General features: G+C 71.8%; 15 protein-coding genes and 1 pseudogene. 7 read left to right on the top strand and 9 right to left on the bottom strand.

Going from position 1 to position 16828, the window contains the following annotated elements; genetic code table 11:
- Positions 1-128 precede the first annotated feature (128 nt).
- Positions 129-2291: a germacradienol/geosmin synthase Cyc2 gene (gene cyc2, locus ACFYZB_RS22460; protein ID WP_388761312.1), complete on the bottom strand. Its 2163-nt coding sequence runs from the start codon at positions 2289-2291 to the stop codon at positions 129-131.
- Between the two features lie 361 nt (positions 2292-2652).
- Between cyc2 and ACFYZB_RS22465 the strand changes: the two genes are divergently transcribed.
- On the top strand, positions 2653-3522 hold the full coding sequence (locus ACFYZB_RS22465) for an alpha/beta fold hydrolase (protein WP_388761315.1): 870 nt from the start codon (positions 2653-2655) through the stop codon (positions 3520-3522).
- A complete protein-coding gene (locus ACFYZB_RS22470; RefSeq protein WP_388761318.1) occupies positions 3519-4781 on the top strand; it encodes a cytochrome P450 in 1263 nt (420 codons plus the stop codon). The genes ACFYZB_RS22465 and ACFYZB_RS22470 overlap by 4 nt, the downstream gene beginning before the upstream one ends.
- On the opposite strand, the gene ACFYZB_RS22475 is transcribed toward ACFYZB_RS22470, so the two are convergent.
- Positions 4774-5964, bottom strand: a complete 1191-nt coding sequence (locus tag ACFYZB_RS22475; protein ID WP_388761321.1) for a damage-control phosphatase ARMT1 family protein — start codon at positions 5962-5964, stop codon at positions 4774-4776. The two genes, ACFYZB_RS22470 and ACFYZB_RS22475, sit on opposite strands and share 8 nt — an antisense overlap.
- Before the next feature lie 22 nt (positions 5965-5986).
- Positions 5987-6634, bottom strand: coding sequence for a ScbR family autoregulator-binding transcription factor (locus tag ACFYZB_RS22480; RefSeq protein WP_388761324.1), 648 nt, complete (start codon positions 6632-6634; stop codon positions 5987-5989).
- Positions 6635-7071: 437 nt separating this feature from the next.
- Between ACFYZB_RS22480 and ACFYZB_RS22485 the strand changes: the two genes are divergently transcribed.
- Positions 7072-7923 (top strand): lytic polysaccharide monooxygenase, encoded by an 852-nt coding sequence (locus ACFYZB_RS22485; protein ID WP_388761327.1) that lies wholly within the window; start codon positions 7072-7074, stop codon positions 7921-7923.
- Between the two features lie 30 nt (positions 7924-7953).
- Here the strand turns inward: ACFYZB_RS22485 and ACFYZB_RS22490 are convergent, their stop codons facing one another.
- Positions 7954-8601: a Tat pathway signal sequence domain protein gene (locus tag ACFYZB_RS22490; protein WP_388761329.1), complete on the bottom strand. Its 648-nt coding sequence runs from the start codon at positions 8599-8601 to the stop codon at positions 7954-7956.
- Positions 8602-9287: 686 nt separating this feature from the next.
- Between ACFYZB_RS22490 and ACFYZB_RS22495 the strand changes: the two genes are divergently transcribed.
- From ACFYZB_RS22495 to ACFYZB_RS22510, 4 genes and pseudogenes are all read left to right on the top strand, one after another.
- Positions 9288-9980: a DUF6230 family protein gene (locus ACFYZB_RS22495; protein WP_388761332.1), complete on the top strand. Its 693-nt coding sequence runs from the start codon at positions 9288-9290 to the stop codon at positions 9978-9980.
- Positions 9981-9985: 5 nt separating this feature from the next.
- Complete coding sequence (locus tag ACFYZB_RS22500) at positions 9986-10444, top strand: DUF6114 domain-containing protein (RefSeq protein WP_388761335.1); 459 nt, start codon at positions 9986-9988, stop codon at positions 10442-10444.
- 13 nt (positions 10445-10457) lie between these two features.
- A pseudogene (locus ACFYZB_RS22505) lies at positions 10458-10556 on the top strand (TerB family tellurite resistance protein); the annotation flags it as partial.
- A gap of 28 nt (positions 10557-10584) precedes the next feature.
- Positions 10585-11577 carry an Lrp/AsnC family transcriptional regulator gene (locus tag ACFYZB_RS22510; protein ID WP_388761338.1) on the top strand — a complete coding sequence of 331 codons (993 nt, stop codon included), beginning with the start codon at positions 10585-10587 and terminating at the stop codon, positions 11575-11577.
- Between the two features lie 70 nt (positions 11578-11647).
- Here ACFYZB_RS22510 and ACFYZB_RS22515 read toward each other — a convergent pair whose 3' ends face one another.
- The 5 genes from ACFYZB_RS22515 to ACFYZB_RS22535 form a co-directional block, all read right to left on the bottom strand.
- The gene (locus ACFYZB_RS22515; RefSeq protein WP_388761340.1) at positions 11648-13051 is read right to left on the bottom strand and encodes an MFS transporter; all 1404 of its coding nucleotides are present in this window, start codon (positions 13049-13051) and stop codon (positions 11648-11650) included.
- A 195-nt stretch (positions 13052-13246) separates the two neighbouring features.
- The gene (locus ACFYZB_RS22520; protein WP_388761343.1) at positions 13247-14203 is read right to left on the bottom strand and encodes an ABC transporter substrate-binding protein; all 957 of its coding nucleotides are present in this window, start codon (positions 14201-14203) and stop codon (positions 13247-13249) included.
- A 124-nt stretch (positions 14204-14327) separates the two neighbouring features.
- Positions 14328-14996: an ABC transporter permease gene (locus ACFYZB_RS22525; RefSeq protein ID WP_388761345.1), complete on the bottom strand. Its 669-nt coding sequence runs from the start codon at positions 14994-14996 to the stop codon at positions 14328-14330.
- Positions 14993-15646: an ABC transporter permease gene (locus ACFYZB_RS22530; protein ID WP_388761348.1), complete on the bottom strand. Its 654-nt coding sequence runs from the start codon at positions 15644-15646 to the stop codon at positions 14993-14995. Before ACFYZB_RS22530 ends, ACFYZB_RS22525 begins: the two co-directional genes overlap by 4 nt.
- Positions 15643-16806, bottom strand: coding sequence for an ABC transporter ATP-binding protein (locus ACFYZB_RS22535; RefSeq protein WP_351211183.1), 1164 nt, complete (start codon positions 16804-16806; stop codon positions 15643-15645). The genes ACFYZB_RS22530 and ACFYZB_RS22535 overlap by 4 nt, the downstream gene beginning before the upstream one ends.
- Between the last annotated feature and the right edge of the window lie 22 nt (positions 16807-16828).

Raw genomic sequence — 16828 nt, forward strand, 5'->3', positions numbered from 1 at the left:
CGCGGTTGGCGGCGGCGAGGAAGCGGGGCAGGCCGCTCACCCCGGTCTCCTCGCTCTCCACGATCCAGACGCTGTTGCCAATGGACGGCCGGCGGCTGCCACGCAGGTGGCGGCGCGGCTCGGTGGGGTCAGCCGACGAGCTGGACGGGTGGTGCGGGGGCCCTGCCGGGCAGGAAGCCGTGTGTGCGGCGGTCCAGCCACTCGGCCTTGTAGCGGTCCACGTTCCGGTGCCAGTTCAGGATTCCGGCGAGCCAGTTCTGCAGGTCGAGGACATAGCCGTCCAGGGCGGCCCGCCCCGCCTCCGAGAGCGCGAAGTCGTCGTACAGCAAGGGAAGTTCGTTCTCGATGACGTGCTCGAACTGCTGCATGCGCTGGGTCGTCAGGTCGTGGACGACACCGAGGGCGGCCGGCTGGTCCACGCCGAAGAAGTTCTGTACGACGAGGACGGCGTTGTGGATCTCGCCCTCGTACTCGATCTCCTTCTGGTAGGAGAAGATGTCGTTGAGCAGACAGGCGTAGTCGATGGCGGCGTTCTCCAGCGAGCGCACCGGGCCGCTGCGGTACACCTCCGGTGGGACGGCGGGGCCGTGGCCCATCCGGTACAGGCTCAGGGTGAGGTCGGAGCCGAAGGTGGCGCGCCGCATCTCCAGGTAGTCGACCGGGTCGGGGATGCGGTTCTGCAGCTGGTTGGACAGCTCCCACACCCAGCTCTCGGTCATCGAGTCCACGGCGGCCTTCAGGGTGCGCCGCTGGTCGGCGGTCATGCCGGCCGTCGTCCGCGCCCAGAGGTCGACGAGCCCCCGCTCCAGCGCGTTGGCGGGGACGAGGGCCGGCTCGCCCTCGACGGGCATGCACTGCGACAGGCGGGCCGTGGTCAGGCGGGCGGCGGCGAGGTCACGACGGCGGCCGTACATCAGCGGGTAGTAGTCGTCGCCGTACGTCCCCCAGGCGAGCCACTGGGCGCTGAGGTCGAGGGCCTCGGGGGTGGCGTCGGGGTCCAGGCCCGCGGAGCACAGCGCGAGGTCGGCGGCGGCGAGCCTGTCCTCGTCCCAGACGCCCTCCTCCAGGATGCCCATGCGGTGCGACCAGCCGACGAGGCCCAGGCGCGCGTCGTCGAGGTGGGGGCTCACTTCGAGCCGGTACGGCATGTGGAACTCGGGCAGGACGGGCGGGCCGACCTTCTGGTACGGCACGTGGGTGTAGGCGCGCAGGCGTTCCTGCGCGGCCGAGGCGAGGAGCGCGCCGACGTCGGCGGCGGAGATGCCGGGGCCGGTGAGGAGCTGCCAGGGCGAGCCGGGCCGCGCTCCCTTGTTCATGTAGCGGCTGGAGCGCATGTGCCATTCGTGGCCGCCGGACTGCCAGTCCTGCAGTCCCCCGGTGTAGGCGGCGACCGCGGCGACCTGGTCCGGGGTGAGGCCCTTCTCCAGGGCCACGGCGGGGACTTCGGTGAGCGCGGTGTGTTCGAACTGGTGCAGCCGCGAGGTGAGGATGTCGTTGACGGTCTCGGCGGCCTCCTGGGTCGTACAGCCGAAGAAGGTCTCCAGCACGAGCACGCCGTTGCTGTTCTCGCCCTCGTCCTCGACCTCGCGCTGGTAGGAGAACAGGTCGTTGCGCAGGTGGACGGCGTCGGAGAACGTCTCCATGAGGACCCGCAGCGGCCGGGTGCCGGCGACGGCGGCGGGCACCTCGGCGGTCGCGTACTCCACGAGCCCGGCCGACCAGGGGGCGCCGCCCACCTTGCGGCGCATCTCGATGTACTCGACCGGGTTGGCGATCCGGCCCTCGTTGATGTTCGACAGCTCCCACATCGACTCGTTGAGCAGGTGCTCGGTGGCCACGGAGAAGCGCCGGCGCCAGTCCACGGACATCGACGGCACCGTGCGCGCCCACAGGTCCTTCAAGCCCGCCTCGACGGGATTCTCCGGCTCCGGCACGGGGGTTGCCGGGTCGAGCGGCATGAACAGGGGCAGGCGGTCCAGGTGGGCCTTTCCGGCGGCGCGGTCCTGGGTGCGCTTGTACATGTCGAGGAAGTGGTCGTCGAAGAAGAACACCCACACGTACCAGTCGGTGATCAACGAGAGAGCGGAGCCGTCGCAGTCGGGGTGGGTGTAGGAGCACAGGAGCCCGTAGTCGTGCGCCTCCAGGTCGGCCTGCGCCCAGATCCCGGAGCCCTCCAGCATGCCCATCTCGCGTGCCCACTCGGTCGAGTGGGCACGCGCCTCGTCGAGGTGCGGGTTGAGCCGCGCGGGGTACGGCATGTAGAAGTGCGGGAGTTCGAACGGCTGCGTCATGGCCGGGGCCCTACCCGCGGCCCACAACAGCCATCCGCCGCAGGGGACATGATCACACCATCGCGTGAACCGCCCCCGCACCGGGGAACCTCCGCCGACGCCGTGGGCGATCAGGCCCGGTGGGCCGGGAGTTCCGCCGCGGCCCGGGCCATGGCGTCCGACGCCCGGCAGGACACCCGGCCTCCGCGCCGGCGGTTCACCGGCGACCGGGGCCGGAGCCGGCGCGGTGCCACTCCGATGCGCATGACGTCGCTCGTCGTCGTTACGGATGCCGGGGCCTGCCCGGGGCGACTTCGCGCGTCCCGCCGGTATGCCCCGTCGCGCCCTTGCCGTGCCCCCGCGGGCGGGCCACGGTAGGCGCATGACCTCCTTCGTGTTGCCCCATGAGGTGCACGGCGACGGCGCCCACAAGGTGTTCGCCGTGCACGGCTGGTTCGCCGACCGGTCCGCCTACGCCGCCGTCCTGCCGGACCTCGACCGCACCTCCTTCGGCTACGCGCTCGTCGACCTGCGCGGCTACGGCGAGGCCCGGGACGCGGCGGGCGCGTACACGACGGCCGAGGCGGCCGGGGACCTGGTGGAGCTGGCCGACCGGCTGGGCTGGGAGCGGTTCTCGGTGATCGGGCACTCGATGGGCGGCGCGGTGGCCCAGCGGTTGGCGGCCGCCGTACCGGACCGGCTGCGCCGGATGGTCGGGGTCTCCCCGGTGCCGGCCTCGGGGGTGCCGCTGGCCGGCGAGCAGGCCGCGTTGTTCACGGACGCCGCGCACAAGCCGGAGAACCGGCGCGCGATCACCGACTTCACCACCGGGGGCCGGCGTCCCGCCGCCTGGCTGGACCGGATGGTCGCCCGTTCGCTGGACCGCAGCGACGCGAAGGCGTTCCGGGCCTGGCTGGACTCGTGGGCGGGCGAGGACTTCCACGCCGACGTCGAGGGGAGCGAGGTGCCCGCGCTGGCCGTGGCCGGGGAGCTGGACCCGGCCCTGTCGCCCGAGGTCATGCGGCAGACCTGGATGCGCTGGTATCCGCGCGCCCAGCTCGTGGAGCTGCCGTTCGCCGGCCACTACGCCATGGACGAGTCCCCGCTGGACCTGATCCGCGCGGTCGAGGACTTCCTGCGAGCGGACCCCGCGGACACCGAAGACCCTGCGGGCACGGAGAACCCTGCGGACGCCGAGAGCACCAAGGCTGCCGAGAACACCGCCGCCGCCGGCGAGAGCGGGCCGGCGTGAGCGTGCGTGAGGCCCGGCCGGTGCCCGACGTGTTCGACCCGCGCCGGTACGCCGTCGGTGTGCCGTACGACGACTACCGGTTGCTGCGCGACCACCACCCGGTCGCCTGGCAGGAGGAGCCGGAGGTGCTGGGCTGGCCGGCCGGGCCGGGATTCTGGGCGGTGACCCGGCACGCGGACGTCGTCCGGGTGCTGAAGGACGCCACGACGTACTCCTCCCACCTCGGCGCGACCCAGATCCGCGACCCCGATCCGGAGGATCTGCCCTTCATCCGCCGCATGATGCTCAATCAGGACCCGCCGTGGCACGGGCGGTTGCGGCGCCTGGTGAGCAGGGCGTTCACACCGGGCCGGATCGACCGGTTCGCGGCCGTCGCGCGGGCGCGGGCGCGCTCCCTGCTCGCCGGGGCGCTGCGGCAGGCGCGGGACGGGGACGGCACGGCCGACCTGGTGGCCGTCGTCACCGACGAGTACGCCCTGCTGAACCTGGCGGACCTGCTGGGCGTGCCGGAGAGCGACCGGCGGCTGCTGCTGCACTGGACGCAGCGGGTCATCGGCTACCAGGACCCGGACGAGGCCGGTCCCCCGGTGCTGGACGCCACGGGCAAGCCGGTCAATCCGCGTTCCCCGGCGATGCTGGGGGACATGTTCGCGTACGCCCGACAGTTGGCCGTACACAAACGACGGTGTCCCGCCGACGACATCATGACGGCCCTCGCCCATGACGGCGAACTCGTCGGCGCCGAGCTGGAGATGTTCTTCTTCCTGCTGACCGTCGCGGGCAACGACACCGTGCGCAGCGCGGCCTCCGGTGGGCTGCTGGCACTGGCGGAACACCCCGAGGCATACGCGTCGTTGCGCCAAGGCAAGGCGGAACTGGCCAGCGCTGTCGAAGAGTTGCTGCGGTGGCACCCGCCCGTGCTGACCTTCCGGAGGACCGCCGCGCGGGACACCGAGCTGGCGGGGCGGCGGATCAGGGCCGGTGACAAGGTCGTGGTCTTCCATGCCTCGGCCAACCGGGACGAGCGGGTCTTCGCCGAACCGGGCCGCCTCGACCTCGGCCGCTCCCCCAACCCGCACGTGTCCTTCGGCGACGGCCCGCACGTGTGCCTCGGTGCCCACTTCGCGCGGCTGCAACTACGGCTGCTGCATGAAGAGGTGCTGCGGGTGCTCCCCGGACTGCGGCTCGCCGCACCGGCCGGGCGTCTGGTGTCGAACTTCATCAACGGCATCAAGTCGCTGCTCCTGCGGCTCACTTGAGGTCGGCGCCCGAGACCTGGATCAGCGCGTGCGTGCCGCTGGTGCGCCAGCGCCCGCCCTCGGCCGCCACCAGCGCGGCCTCGGTCTCCGCGGACAGTCCGGTGATCACGTCGGACTTCAGGGTGCGCAGCGCGGCGACCGGGCCGGGGAAATAGGCAGTCGTCTCCTGGAACGGCGTGGTGGGCGGCCAGAGCCGGTCGCCCACCAGGCGCCGGTAGTTGAGGTCGCCCTTGAAGACGGTCAGCGTGGCCGCGGCGAACTCGGCGCGCAGGTCGTCCGGCATCTCCGCGTACGGCAGCGGGGCGCAGGAGAAGGGATGGGCCCGCACCGTGAGGCGGCCGTCGGCCAGGGCCGACCAGAGCACGCGCGCGTACTCGGTGGCCGCGCCGGACGCGGGGCGCAGCCGGTGCAGCGCGTCGACGACGTCGGCGGTGGTGGCGTCGGAGACGTAGTACGGGTACGGCTTGACGTGCAGCACCACCCGCGCGGCCCGGCCCTCGGCGAGGAGATGGGCGGTCAGCAGCAGGTCCGGGACGAGTTCGCGGCCGGCGTTGTCCGCGACCAGGACGAGGGTGGCCGCCTTGCCGGGCGGCAGCTGCGACCACAGGGCCGCACTGTCGTCGGCGACCAGCGCGGGGGCCGGTTCCCGGTCCTCGGCGTCCTCGGCGGAGAGCCGGAAGCCGAGGTCGGCGCGGTTGCCCCACAGCGAGCCGTGCAGCAGGGCACGCGCCCGCTCCTCCTCCGGCAGGCCGGGCAGGACGTCCAGCGCGGTCAGTTCGTCGTCCGTCTCCGGCGCGTCGAGTTCGGCGCGCTTGAACGGGCGGAAGGGGTCGATGCCCTGCCAGGTGCCGGGTCCGAACCAGCCGACGGCGTCCAGCAGCCGGCGGTAGAAGTAGCTCTCGGACCACAGCCACGGCACGTCGTACCAGGAGCGCCCGGCACAGCCGGGCAGGCCCCACTCCTGCCACCGGTCCCGGTCCGGGGCATCGGCGGGCAGCGGTTCCACCGTCCCCTCGGTGCAGCTCCTGAGCAGCTCGTCCAGCGCCCGGTGCTGCGCGGGGCCGTACGGGAGGGCGTCCCGTACCCGGCCGATGATCGCGGGGTGCCGCTCGGCCAGCACGCTGTGCGGGAACGAGCCTGGTTCGTTGCCGAGGATCACGGGTGCGAACGGGGTGGGGGGCATGTCCGTCACCGTACCGCGCGCCTCAGACGGATCTGGTCTCCCGCTCCAGCTGCGTGGCGAGTGTGACGTAGCGGGGGCGGCGGTGCACCGGGACCAGGCCCCGGATCAGGAGGTGCCACATCTCGGCGACCCTGCGCGGAAGCCGACCGGCCGGCTCGAGCGAGCGGCCGGCGACCCGGGTGCCGACGAAGAAGGAGACCAGGGAGTGCGCGACCATGCCGACGTCGAGATCGCCGTGCACATCGGACTCCCTGACAGCCCCCGTGAACTTCCGGTTGGCGAACTCCAGCCACTCGGTGAACGGATGCCTGAGGGGCGGCCGTAGGGTGACGTCGGCGGTGGCGAGACGTAGCGCGGCACGCGGCACCGGGTCCTCCACGGAGAGTCTGGCGATCCCGAACGTGGTGCGCATCAGGGCCTCCAGCGAGGAGCAGCCGCGGCTCTCGACGTCGGTGACGATCGATTTCGCGGCGCCTGCGTTGAGTTCGAGGATGGCGTGGGCGAGGTCCTCCTTGGCGGCGAAGTGAAAGTACAGCGCACCCTTGGTGACCTTTGCGTGCGCGACGATGTCACTCAGGCTCGTGGACTCGTAGCCTTGCCGGTCGAACAGATCGGCTGCGGCCGTGATGATCGTTGCCCGGGTCTGTTCGGCGCGTAACTGCCTCGCCATCCTGGGACCCCTCCTCGCGAGTCGTACGAACGGGACATGCGGTTTGTTCTTAACCCCCTGCATACGATAACTCACCGAATGGCAACGGGAGTCCGGGGGTGCGCAGTCGGTTTCCTGACAGGTGGCACCGCCGGCTCCGGCGTCGGACGGGATCCGGGCGGTCCATGAACAACGAGACCAGGACGGTTCCCCCCTTCCTTGCCGGGCTTCGCTCGGCAGCCGCGGGGCGGCGGGTGCCGGAACCATGATCGCCACGATACGAGGGCGACCGTCGGCTCCTCAACGGGGTCTTGAGTCAGGCGCGAAACAGCCGAACCGGTCGGTGCTTTCACGCCCCCCGGACCATCGATACGCCGATCCGGCTGAACACGCGGAACGACTCCGCCGTACTGGACCGCGCAGACCCCGTTCCCGCGCCCGCCGAGGAGACATCCCGGATGACCCGGATGACCGCCCGCCTGAGCGTCACGGCGGCCGCCACCGCGGCCCCGCTCCTGCTCCTGTCGTGGGCGGCGGGGTCCGCCCAGGCGCACGGGGCCCCCACGGATCCGGTCAGCCGGGTCTACGCCTGCTCCCCCGAGGGCGGCGACGCCGCCCGCTCGGCGGCCTGCCGGGCGGCGGTCACGGCGAACGGCGCTCCCTTCACCGCGTGGGACAACCTGCGCGTGGCAGGGGTGAACGGCCGTGACCGGCAGGTGATTCCGGACGGCAGACTGTGCAGCGGGAACCTTCCGGCGTACCGGGGCCTGGACCTGGCGCGGCGGGACTGGCCGGCGACCCGGCTCAGGCCGGGGGCCGGACTGACGATGACGTACGCCTCGACGATCGCGCACACGGGCACGTTCCGGCTGTATCTGACCAAGCCCGGCTACGACCCGGCGAAACCGCTCAGCTGGTCCGATCTGCCGGAGCGGCCCTTCGCACAGGTCACCGATCCACCGCTGCGCGACGGGGCGTACCACATCGCCGCGACACTTCCGCGGGACCGGACGGGGCGTCAGATTCTCTACACCGTCTGGCAGAACAGCAGCACGCCGGACACCTACTACTCGTGTTCCGACGTGGTCTTTCCGGAGAAGGGCGAGAAGAACGGGAAGGGGGCGGGGGCAGGATCGGGCGCAGGGGCGGCGAAGGCCGCGCAGATGACGACGGCGGCCCCGGCTCCCGCCGCGGGCGCTCGGGCCGCCGGGGGGACGGGGCCCTCGGCGCCCGTGCTGGCGGGCGGCGCCGCCGCGGTGCTGGTGCTCACCGGGGGCGCCGCCCTCGCAGTGCGGCTACGACGACGCTGACCTCTGCGTCCCTGCTCGGAGGAAGGCCGCTCAGTTGACGTAGACCGGGGTGCCCCCGTCCGTCACGGGCGCGTACTTGGCGGTGAAGTAGCCGCTGGAGAAGCACAGCGACGAACCGGAGGTCTTGGTGAACTGCTGGTTGCTGAAGCTGATGCTGTTGTCGGTGTTGTCGGCCTTCCCGGTCAGGGCGGCCGCCTGGTAGACGCAGGTGATGGAGCCCAGCAGGGTACGCAGCTTGACCGTGGTCTGGATGGTGGAGCCGCTGGCCGGGAGGACGGTGAGGGTGCCGTCGGAGGCGATCGTCGCCGCGTAGGGCAGGTTGTCGACGGTGATACTGCTGACCCCGAGGACGCCGATGACGTTGCTGGTGCAGGAGCTGGGGTCGAAGGTGTGCCCGGTGACGGACTCGGTGGCCGTGCCGGGGGCGGTCGGGTTGCCGGTGACCGTGGCGGTGAACTGCGAGTTCGTGCAGGTGACGCCGCTGGTGCCGGTCGCGCTGGAGTAGAGCGTGGCGGAGGTGCCGGCGGCCAGCGGCGCGGTGAGGGTGTCGCCGGTCGCGACGGCGGTGCCGCCCGCGCTGCCGGTGGTGAGGACGGCGCCGCCGTCGGCGGAGGCGGGGGCGGCGACCGCGAGGGCGGTTGCGGTGCCGGCGAGGGCGAGAAGGGATCGCGTACGCATGCGGGTTCCTCTTTCCTGGGTGGGGTCCGGATGAGGTGGGCGGGGGGTGGCAGTCGGTACGGGTGGCAGTTGGCGGGGGCAGTTGGGGGTGGAGAGCGCCTGAGCGGCGAGTGATGCCGTATCGGCGTGGCGCGGCGATGTGTGCGTGCCGCCGACGCAGGACCGTGCGCCTTCTCCGTACGCGACGGTCCGGCGACGGCGGCGGTCCGGACACCGGCCGAAGGCCCGGGGGAAGGCCTTCGGCCGGGCCGGCAGGGGGGCGGCCGGGCACGGCCAGGAGGGAAGTGGCCATGCGGGGCCGCACTGATGTGAACGGTTTCTGTCGGCAGGGGTGAGCGGTCGGCGTGAGAGGCCGGGAAACGCATCCGGTGCCGCTCGGCGGATCCGGCGCCACGGATCCGTGAAAGCAGGGGAAGTTGTAGACCTGATCAACCGTCAACGTCAAGTAGACCAAAGGCAGTTGTGAACCACGGTCGCAGCTCGCGCACATCCGGCACGCTTTTTTCACATCCGCCTTGACCCCCCGAAGTAACCGGCGGTAACTTCCTCGCAGGCTACTGCCGCGTAACGAGAAAGCCCTTGCTCCGCCGGGGTGCGAGGAGGCGTACGCGACAGTCGTCGTCCGCGCCAGGACACCGCGCCGCTGACCCCCGCACCGCATCGATCCATGCCCATGGGAGCAGACAATGGCCATGTCCCCGGACGTCCCGTCCGTCGGCAACACGCCCGAGAATCCGGAAAACGGTTCCCCCTCCGAAGCACACGCGGCCGGCACCGGCGGCGGAGAGAGACGGGGCCGGGTACGGGCCCGCCGGGCCGCTGTGATGGCGGTGCCCGCCACCCTCCTCGCCGCCGGTCTCGCGGTACTCACCGCCCAGGGGGCGCTGGGCGTGCAGTTCGCGATCTCCGGAATGCCGTTCACCGTCACCGCGACCGAACTGAACGGAACCGGTTTCGAGCAGTTCGGCGGCCTCGACACCATGGCGGACGGCAGCCCGAACGCCGGGGACACCGGGGGCCAGGAGCTCGTGGTGACCTCCGCCATCAAGAACGCCACGCTCGACCATCTGTGCCAGAGCGTCGACCTCGGCGGCACCAACCTGCTGATCACCGCGGGGGTCGGCGCGGACAAGGTACAGGCGAGCGATCTGACCACGGACTCCACGGAGCTGTCCGGCAACGCCGCGTTCAACAACATCGAGATCGGCAACGACGCCAGCACGCTGACCAAGGCGGGCGTGAAGGGTCCGATCGGGGTGTTCAGCCAGCAGGCCGACACCGTGCACATCGCCAACCTGCGGCAGACCAACTACGCGACCACGGCCGGTGTGTTCAAGCTTCCCGGACTCAAGCTCCGCTTCAGCGGCTCGGGTTGCTGATCGCGGTGTCCGACCGTCCACGGGAGGGAGCGCGGGCCGCCTTCCGCGGGTGGCGGGCCCGCCGGCCGTTCTGGGGCGGGCTGCTGCTCGCCCTGGCCGGCGGGGAGATCCTGCTCACCGAGAAGGCCTCACTGAAGGTCGTGATGCACATCGGCATGCAGGGGGCGGCAGGCTATCTGCTGCCGACCCTGATGGCGCTGCTGGGCCTGCTGATCCTCTTCAACCCGGCGCAGCGGCTCTTCTACTCCATCACCGGCGTCCTGCTCTCGCTGGGCACCTGGGTCACGTCCAACCTGGGCGGCTTCTTCATCGGCCTCCTGCTGGGCGTGACCGGCAGCTGCCTCGCCTTCGGCTGGCTCCCCGACCAGGAACCCCGCATCAGCCGCCGCAAGCGCCGGAAGCAGGAGAAGGCGGCGGGTGCGCGGACCGAGGGGGCCGAGGGCACGGAGGGCCTGACGGCCTGACGGCCCCACGACGATCGGCGGCGCGGACGGCGACTTCGACAAGACGGAGCAGGCCGTGGTGCGCGAGGCGTGCTACACCCTGGACCTGCCGCCGCACGAGTTCGACCTCTGAGCCCGGAGCGCCGCGCGAGGATGGGGGCATGCTCGACGACCTCGACCGTGCTCTCATCCACGCCCTGCACCTGGACGGCCGGGCGCCGTTCAGCAGGATCGCCGAGGTGCTCGGCGTCTCGGCACAGACCGTGGCCCGCCGCTACCGCCGGCTGCGCAACGAGGCCGGGCTGCGCGTGGTGGGCCTCGCCGACCCGGACCGGGCGGGCCGCGCCCAGTGGCTGGTCCGGCTGACGGCGACGGCACGCTCGGCCCAGGACATCGCCGGGGCTCTGGTACGGCGGCCGGACACGTCCTGGGTGAAGCTGACTTCGGGGGGCACCGAGATCACCGCGGTGATCCACGCCCCGGCCGAGGACGCCTCCCCCGGCTCCCTGCTGCTGCACGACGTCCCGCGCACCGGCGGCATCACGGCCGTCTCCGCGCACTGCCTGCTGCACACCTACCTGGGCGGCCCCGCCAACTGGCGGCGCAGCGCCCAGGCCCTCGACGAGCAGCAGCAGGCAGCACTGGCGTACTGGCAGAGCGCCGAGGAGGTACGGCAACCGGGCCCGGACGACGCCGAGTTGCTGGCCGCCCTGGAGCGGGACGGGCGGGCCGGGCAGGGCGAGCTGGCCCGGGTGACCGGCTGGTCGCCCACGACCGTGGCCCGACGGCTGCACGAACTGCGCGCGTCGGGCGCCCTGTTCTTCGACGTCGAGGTGGACGCCGGGCTCTTCGGCGTCCGCACCCGGGCGCTGCTGTGGCTGTCGGTGCGGCCGGCGGACCTGGAACAGGTCGCGCTCGCCCTGGCCGGCCATGACGAGCTGGCCTTCGTGGCCGCGACCACCGGCCGTACGAACCTGGTCGCCCAGGCGCTGTGCCGTGACCCGGCCGACCTGCACCGCTACCTCACCGGACGGCTCGGCGCGCTTCGGGAGATCGACGCGCTGGAGACGAGTCCTGTGCTGCGGACTCTCAAGGCGGCGAGTCCCGTACTGATGGCCGGGCGGCGCCCAGCGCCCACGCGTCGGACGGGTTGAGACCATGCGCGACTGGGGGTACGTGGGGGCTGGTCGCGCCCGCGCGGCGGAGCCGCATATCGATACAGGCCTAGGGGGTTGCGGCAGCTCCTTCCGCCTCTCCGACCCTGCCGCTCGCCACCCAGGCCACCCCCAGCAGCCCCGCCCCCACCCAGCACGCGGCCTGGGGTGCGCTCGGGCCCGTGGCCGCGAGGTAGGTGCTGCCGAGGAGCGCCACTCCCAGGGTGGCCCCCAGCTGCTGTACCGCGTTGAGCAGTCCGGCGGCCGAACCGACCTCCTGCGGACGCAGGGGGTGCAGGGCGAGGGTGAAGAAGGCGGGCGTGAACAGGCCGGCGCCGAGGCCGACGAGGGCGAGGGCCGGCAGCAGCGCGCCCGGGTAGTGCCCCGGCGTGGCCATGCGGTACGCGGCCACGGCGGCGAGCAGTCCGGCCAGCAACAGCCCGAGCCCGTACGGCATGACCCGCCGCCCGTGCCGCCGTACCAGCCGGGAGCCCGCCCACCAGGAGGCGAGGGCCAGACCGGCGGACCACGGCAGCAGGCTCAGTCCGGACGCCAGTACGCCTGCTCCGGCGTCGAGTTGGAGCTGGAGGACGACCACGACGGTCAGCCCGTTGGTCACCGCGAAGAAGGCGGTGGAGGTGACCAGAGCGGCCGGGAAGCCGCGGTGGGTGAACAGGCTGGGCTCCAGCAGCGGGCGGGCGGTGCGCCGCTGGTGCTCGGCGAAGCCGGTGAGCACGAGCAGTCCCGTGCCGAGCAACAGCCAGTCGCTGGCGTGCAGTTGGCCAAGATTGCCGCCGATCAGCGGGTACACCAGGAGTGCGGTGCCGAGGGCGGCCAGTGCGGTGCCGGGCCAGTCGAGGGCGGGGCGGCGCGGGGCGCGGTTCTCCGGCAGGTTGCGGGCGAGGGCCAGCACCGCCACGGCCACCGGCACGTTCACCAGGAACGCGGACCGCCAGGACGACCCGAACAGGTCGGCGTGGGTCAGCACTCCGCCGACGACGGGTCCGCAGACGGCGGCGAGGCCCATCACCGGTCCGATGCTGCCCAGCGCCTTCGCGGTCTCCGCGCCCGAGAACATCGCCTTGATCAGCCCGATGGTCTGCGGAATGATCAGCGCCGCCGCGGCGCCCTGCACGGCCCGGAAGGCGATGAGCAGCCCGGGCGACGGCGCCAGTGCGCAGGCCACGGACGCCGCCGTGAACAGCGTGACGCCGAGGACGAACATGCGGCGCCGGCCCGCGATGTCCCCGAGTCGCCCGCCGGTGAGGAGCAGTACCGCGAACGGCAGGGTGTAGGCGGCGCCGAACCACTGGACGTCGGAGACCGGTCCGCCCAGGTCGGCGTGGACGGCGGGCGCGGCCACCTGTACGACGGTCGCGTCCAGCAGGTTCATCGCCTCGCCGAGCAGCAGGGCGGTCAGGCCCGCCCACCGCCCGCGGCAGGGAGTGGCGACAGCCATGTGTGCTGTGGTCATGGGAGTTCCGCTGTTCCTCTCGCGCTCGCTGAGGGGCCGGGACCGGCCCCGGGCCAGCATGGGAGAGCGAGGAGGACGGGCTCCATCGGGAGCGTCGCGTATGCGGATTTCTTCCATCGACCGCGCTGTGCCTGAAGAAATCCCACGACCCTGCACGCGCCGACGCGGGTGCAGGGTCGTGTCGGGGGCCGGGCGTCAGGCGAGGCCGGCGGACTTCAGCCAGGCCTGGGCCACGTCCAGCGGGTCCTTGCCCTGGACCTGGACCCGGGTGTCCAGCTCCAGCAGCGTCGCGGTGTCGAGCTTGGCCGAGACCGCGTCGAGTGCGTCGGCGCCCTTCTGGGGCAGGGCGCCCTTGCGGACGAGCGGCTGGACGTTCTCGAAGCCGAAGAGGTTCTTCGGATCCTGCAGGACGACGAACTTCTCCTTGGAGATGGTCGGGTCCGTGGTGAAGATGTCCGCGGCCTGCACGGCGTTCTTCTGCAGCGCGGCCTGGGTGAGCGCGCCGCCCGCGTCGAGCGCCTTGAACGACTTGAACTGCAGGCCGTAGACCGACTTCAGGCCCACCAGCCCCTGCTGCCGGGTCTGGAACTCCGGCGAGGCGCCGATGACCAGGTCCTTCGCGACGTCCTTCAGGTCGGCTATGGTCGACTTCTCGGTGAGGTGGTACTTCTGCGCGGTGGCCGCGTTGAGCGTCACCGAGTCCTTGGACTGCGCCGCCGCCGGCTTGAGCAGGGTCAGCTGGGAGTCCAGCTTGGCCTCGATGGCCGTCGTGGTGGCCTCGGCCGTCGTCGGCTTGGCCTTCGGGTCGAGGTAGGCCAGCAGTGCGCCGTTGTACTCCGGCAGCAGCTTGATGGACCCGTTCTTGATCAGCCCGTAGGTGGTCTCGCGGCTGCCGATGTTCGGCTTGTAACTGACCTTGATTCCCTTGGCCTTGAGGGCCTCGCCGTAGATGTCGGCGAGCAGGGTGCTCTCGGGGAAGTTGTTGGATCCGACGACCACGGTGTCGCCGCTCGCCTTGCTGTCCGTCAGCGGGTTGCCGCCGGAGTCCTTGGAGGAACAGCCCGCCAGCAGAGCCGTCGCCGCCGCGAGGGCGACCACCGCCGCGCCTCGGTTCCTCCGGATGGACCTGCTGATGCGGTTGATGGAAGTCACTCACCGATCCAATCCAGCCGGTTCTCGGTCAGTCAAGGGCGGCAGATCACCGATTGGCCTCGATCTGCGGTCACGTGTGGGCCCAGGGCAGCCGCTGTGGGCACGGAACGGCCGCCCGCGGGCGTCAGCTGCTGCGCCGTACCCCCGGTGAGACCGTGAGCCGGGAGGCCGCCCAGAACACCACGAGGGTGGCCAGGGCGAGTCCGGCGACCAGGGTGGCGCCCCCGACCACCTTCTCGTAGTTCCTCTGGTAGAGACCGTCGATGATGTAGCGGCCGAGTCCGCCGAGACTGACGTAGGCGGCGATGGTCGCCGTGGAGACGATCTGGATGGCCGCGGTGCGCAGGCCGCTCAGGATGAGGGGGAGCGCGACCGGCAGCTCGACCTGGAAGAGCACCCTGGCCTCGGGCATGCCCATGCCGCGGGCGGCGTCCACGGGCGAGGGGTCGACGGAGCGGACCGCCTCGTAGGTGGTGACCAGGATGGGCGGTACGGCGAGCACGACGAGCGGGATCATCACCGGCAGCAGACCGAATCCGATCCAGATGAACATCAGGACCAGCAGACCGAAGCTGGGCAGGGCCCGGCCGGCCGTGGCGATCAGGGCGAGGGCGTTGCCGCCTCGGCCGTAGTGGCCGGTGACCAGGCCGACGGGCAGTCCGATCAGGGCGGCCAACAGCAGGGCTTCCAAGGAGTACTTGGCGTGCTCGGCGAGCCGGGTGGGGATGCCGTCGTAGCCGTGCCAGTGGGCGCTGTCGCTGAAGAAGGCGTGCGCGAAGTTCAGGACGTTCACCGGGTGGCACCCTTCCTCGGCATCCAGGGGGTGAGGAGACGGCGGACGAGGACCAGCAGGGCGTCGGCGAGGATGCCCAGCAGCGCCGTCGTCAGGACCGAGTTCACGGCCAGGGCGGGCCGGTGGTAGGTGGTGGCGTCGTTGAGCATGTTGCCGAGCGCGCCCTGGTTGCCGATGAGCATGCCGACGCTGACCAGGGAGAAGCTGGAGACGACCGCGACCCTGAGACCCGCGATGATCGCGGGCGCGGCGATGGGCAACTGGACCTGGAGATAGCGGCGTACGGCGCCGAAGCCCATGGCCTGCGCGGCGGCCAGGGTCTCCTGCGGCACCGAGCGGACGCCGTCCACGATCCCCGGCACCAGCACCACCAGGCTGTAGACCGCGAGCGGGATCATCACCGTGGTCTCGCTCTGCCCGAAGTAGTCGATGAGCACGACGAAGAACGCCAGCGACGGGATGGAGTAGAGCACGGTGGTGACGCCGAGGACGGGCGGGTAGACCCAGCGGAAGCGGACGCAGAGCTGGGCCACGGGCAGCGCGACGAGCAGCGCGGCCAGCACCGGCAGCAGACCCTCGCGCACATGCAGGCCGACGAGCCCGAGGTAGCTGTGCTGGAGGTCGCTCGGAAGGTCGAAGAAGCCGTTCACTGCGCGGCCTCGAGGTCGGCGCCGTCCGCGGACCCGTCACGCCCGGCGTCGGCGCGGTCCGCGACCCGGCCGTGCGCGGCGCGGATGGCCTCGCCGATGACCTGCTGGGAGACGACACCGACGGCGCGTCCCCCGCCGTCCACCGCGACGGCCCAGCCGGTCGGTGAGAGCACCGCCCCGTCGAGCGCGGTGCGCAGCGAGTCCGTACCGGGCACGAACGGCCGCCCGTGATCGATGAGCTGGTCCCGGACGACGGCCCCGGCGGTGAGCCGGTCCGGCTCGCTCCAGCCGAGCGGCCTGCCGTCGGGGTCGGTGACGAGGAGGTAGGGGGCACCGGCGCGGGAGGCGATCTCGTCGGCGTCGGCGTCGACGGCCACCATCGGCGCGGTCTGCAGCTCCAGACCGGCGGACGGGAAGAAGGACAGCCGGCGGATGCCGCGGTCGGCGCCGAGGAAGTCCTCCACGAAGGAGTCGGCGGGCGCGCTGAGCAGTTCGGCGGGCGGGGCGAACTGGGCGAGCCGGCCGCCGGTGCGCAGCACGGCGACCATCGTGCCGAGCTTGATCGCCTCGTCGATGTCATGCGTGACGAAGACGATGGTCTTGCCCAACTCGTCCTGGATTCGCAGCAGTTCGTCCTGGAGCCCCTTGCGCACCACCGGGTCGACGGCGGAGAACGGCTCGTCCATCAGCAGCACCGGCGGGTCGGCGGCGAGCGCCCGGGCCACGCCGACGCGCTGTTGCTGGCCGCCGGAGAGCTGGTACGGGTACCGCTTGGCGAGGGAGGCGTCGAGCCCGACCCGCTCCATCAGCTCGGCTGCTCGCGCGCGGGCCTTCTGCTTGCTCCAGCCGAGCAGCCGGGGCACGGTGGCGATGTTGTCGAGGATGGTGCGGTGCTGGAAGAGTCCGGCGTTCTGGATGACGTAACCCATCGAGCGGCGCAGGGTGTTGACCGGCTGTTGCCGGATGTCCGTGCCGTCGAGGAGGATGCTGCCCTCGGTCGGCTCCACCATCCGGTTGATCATCCGCAGGGTCGTCGTCTTGCCGCAGCCGGAGGGCCCGACGAGGACGGTGATCGCGCGGTCCGGTATGTCCAGCGAGAGCCGGTCGACCGCGACCGTGCCGTCCGGATACCGCTTGGTGACTGACTCTATCCGTATCAAAACGCCGAATGCCCTTCGGGTC

This window comes from Streptomyces sp. NPDC001852, assembly GCF_042891825.1.
Classification (GTDB): Bacteria; Actinomycetota; Actinomycetes; order Streptomycetales; family Streptomycetaceae; genus Streptomyces.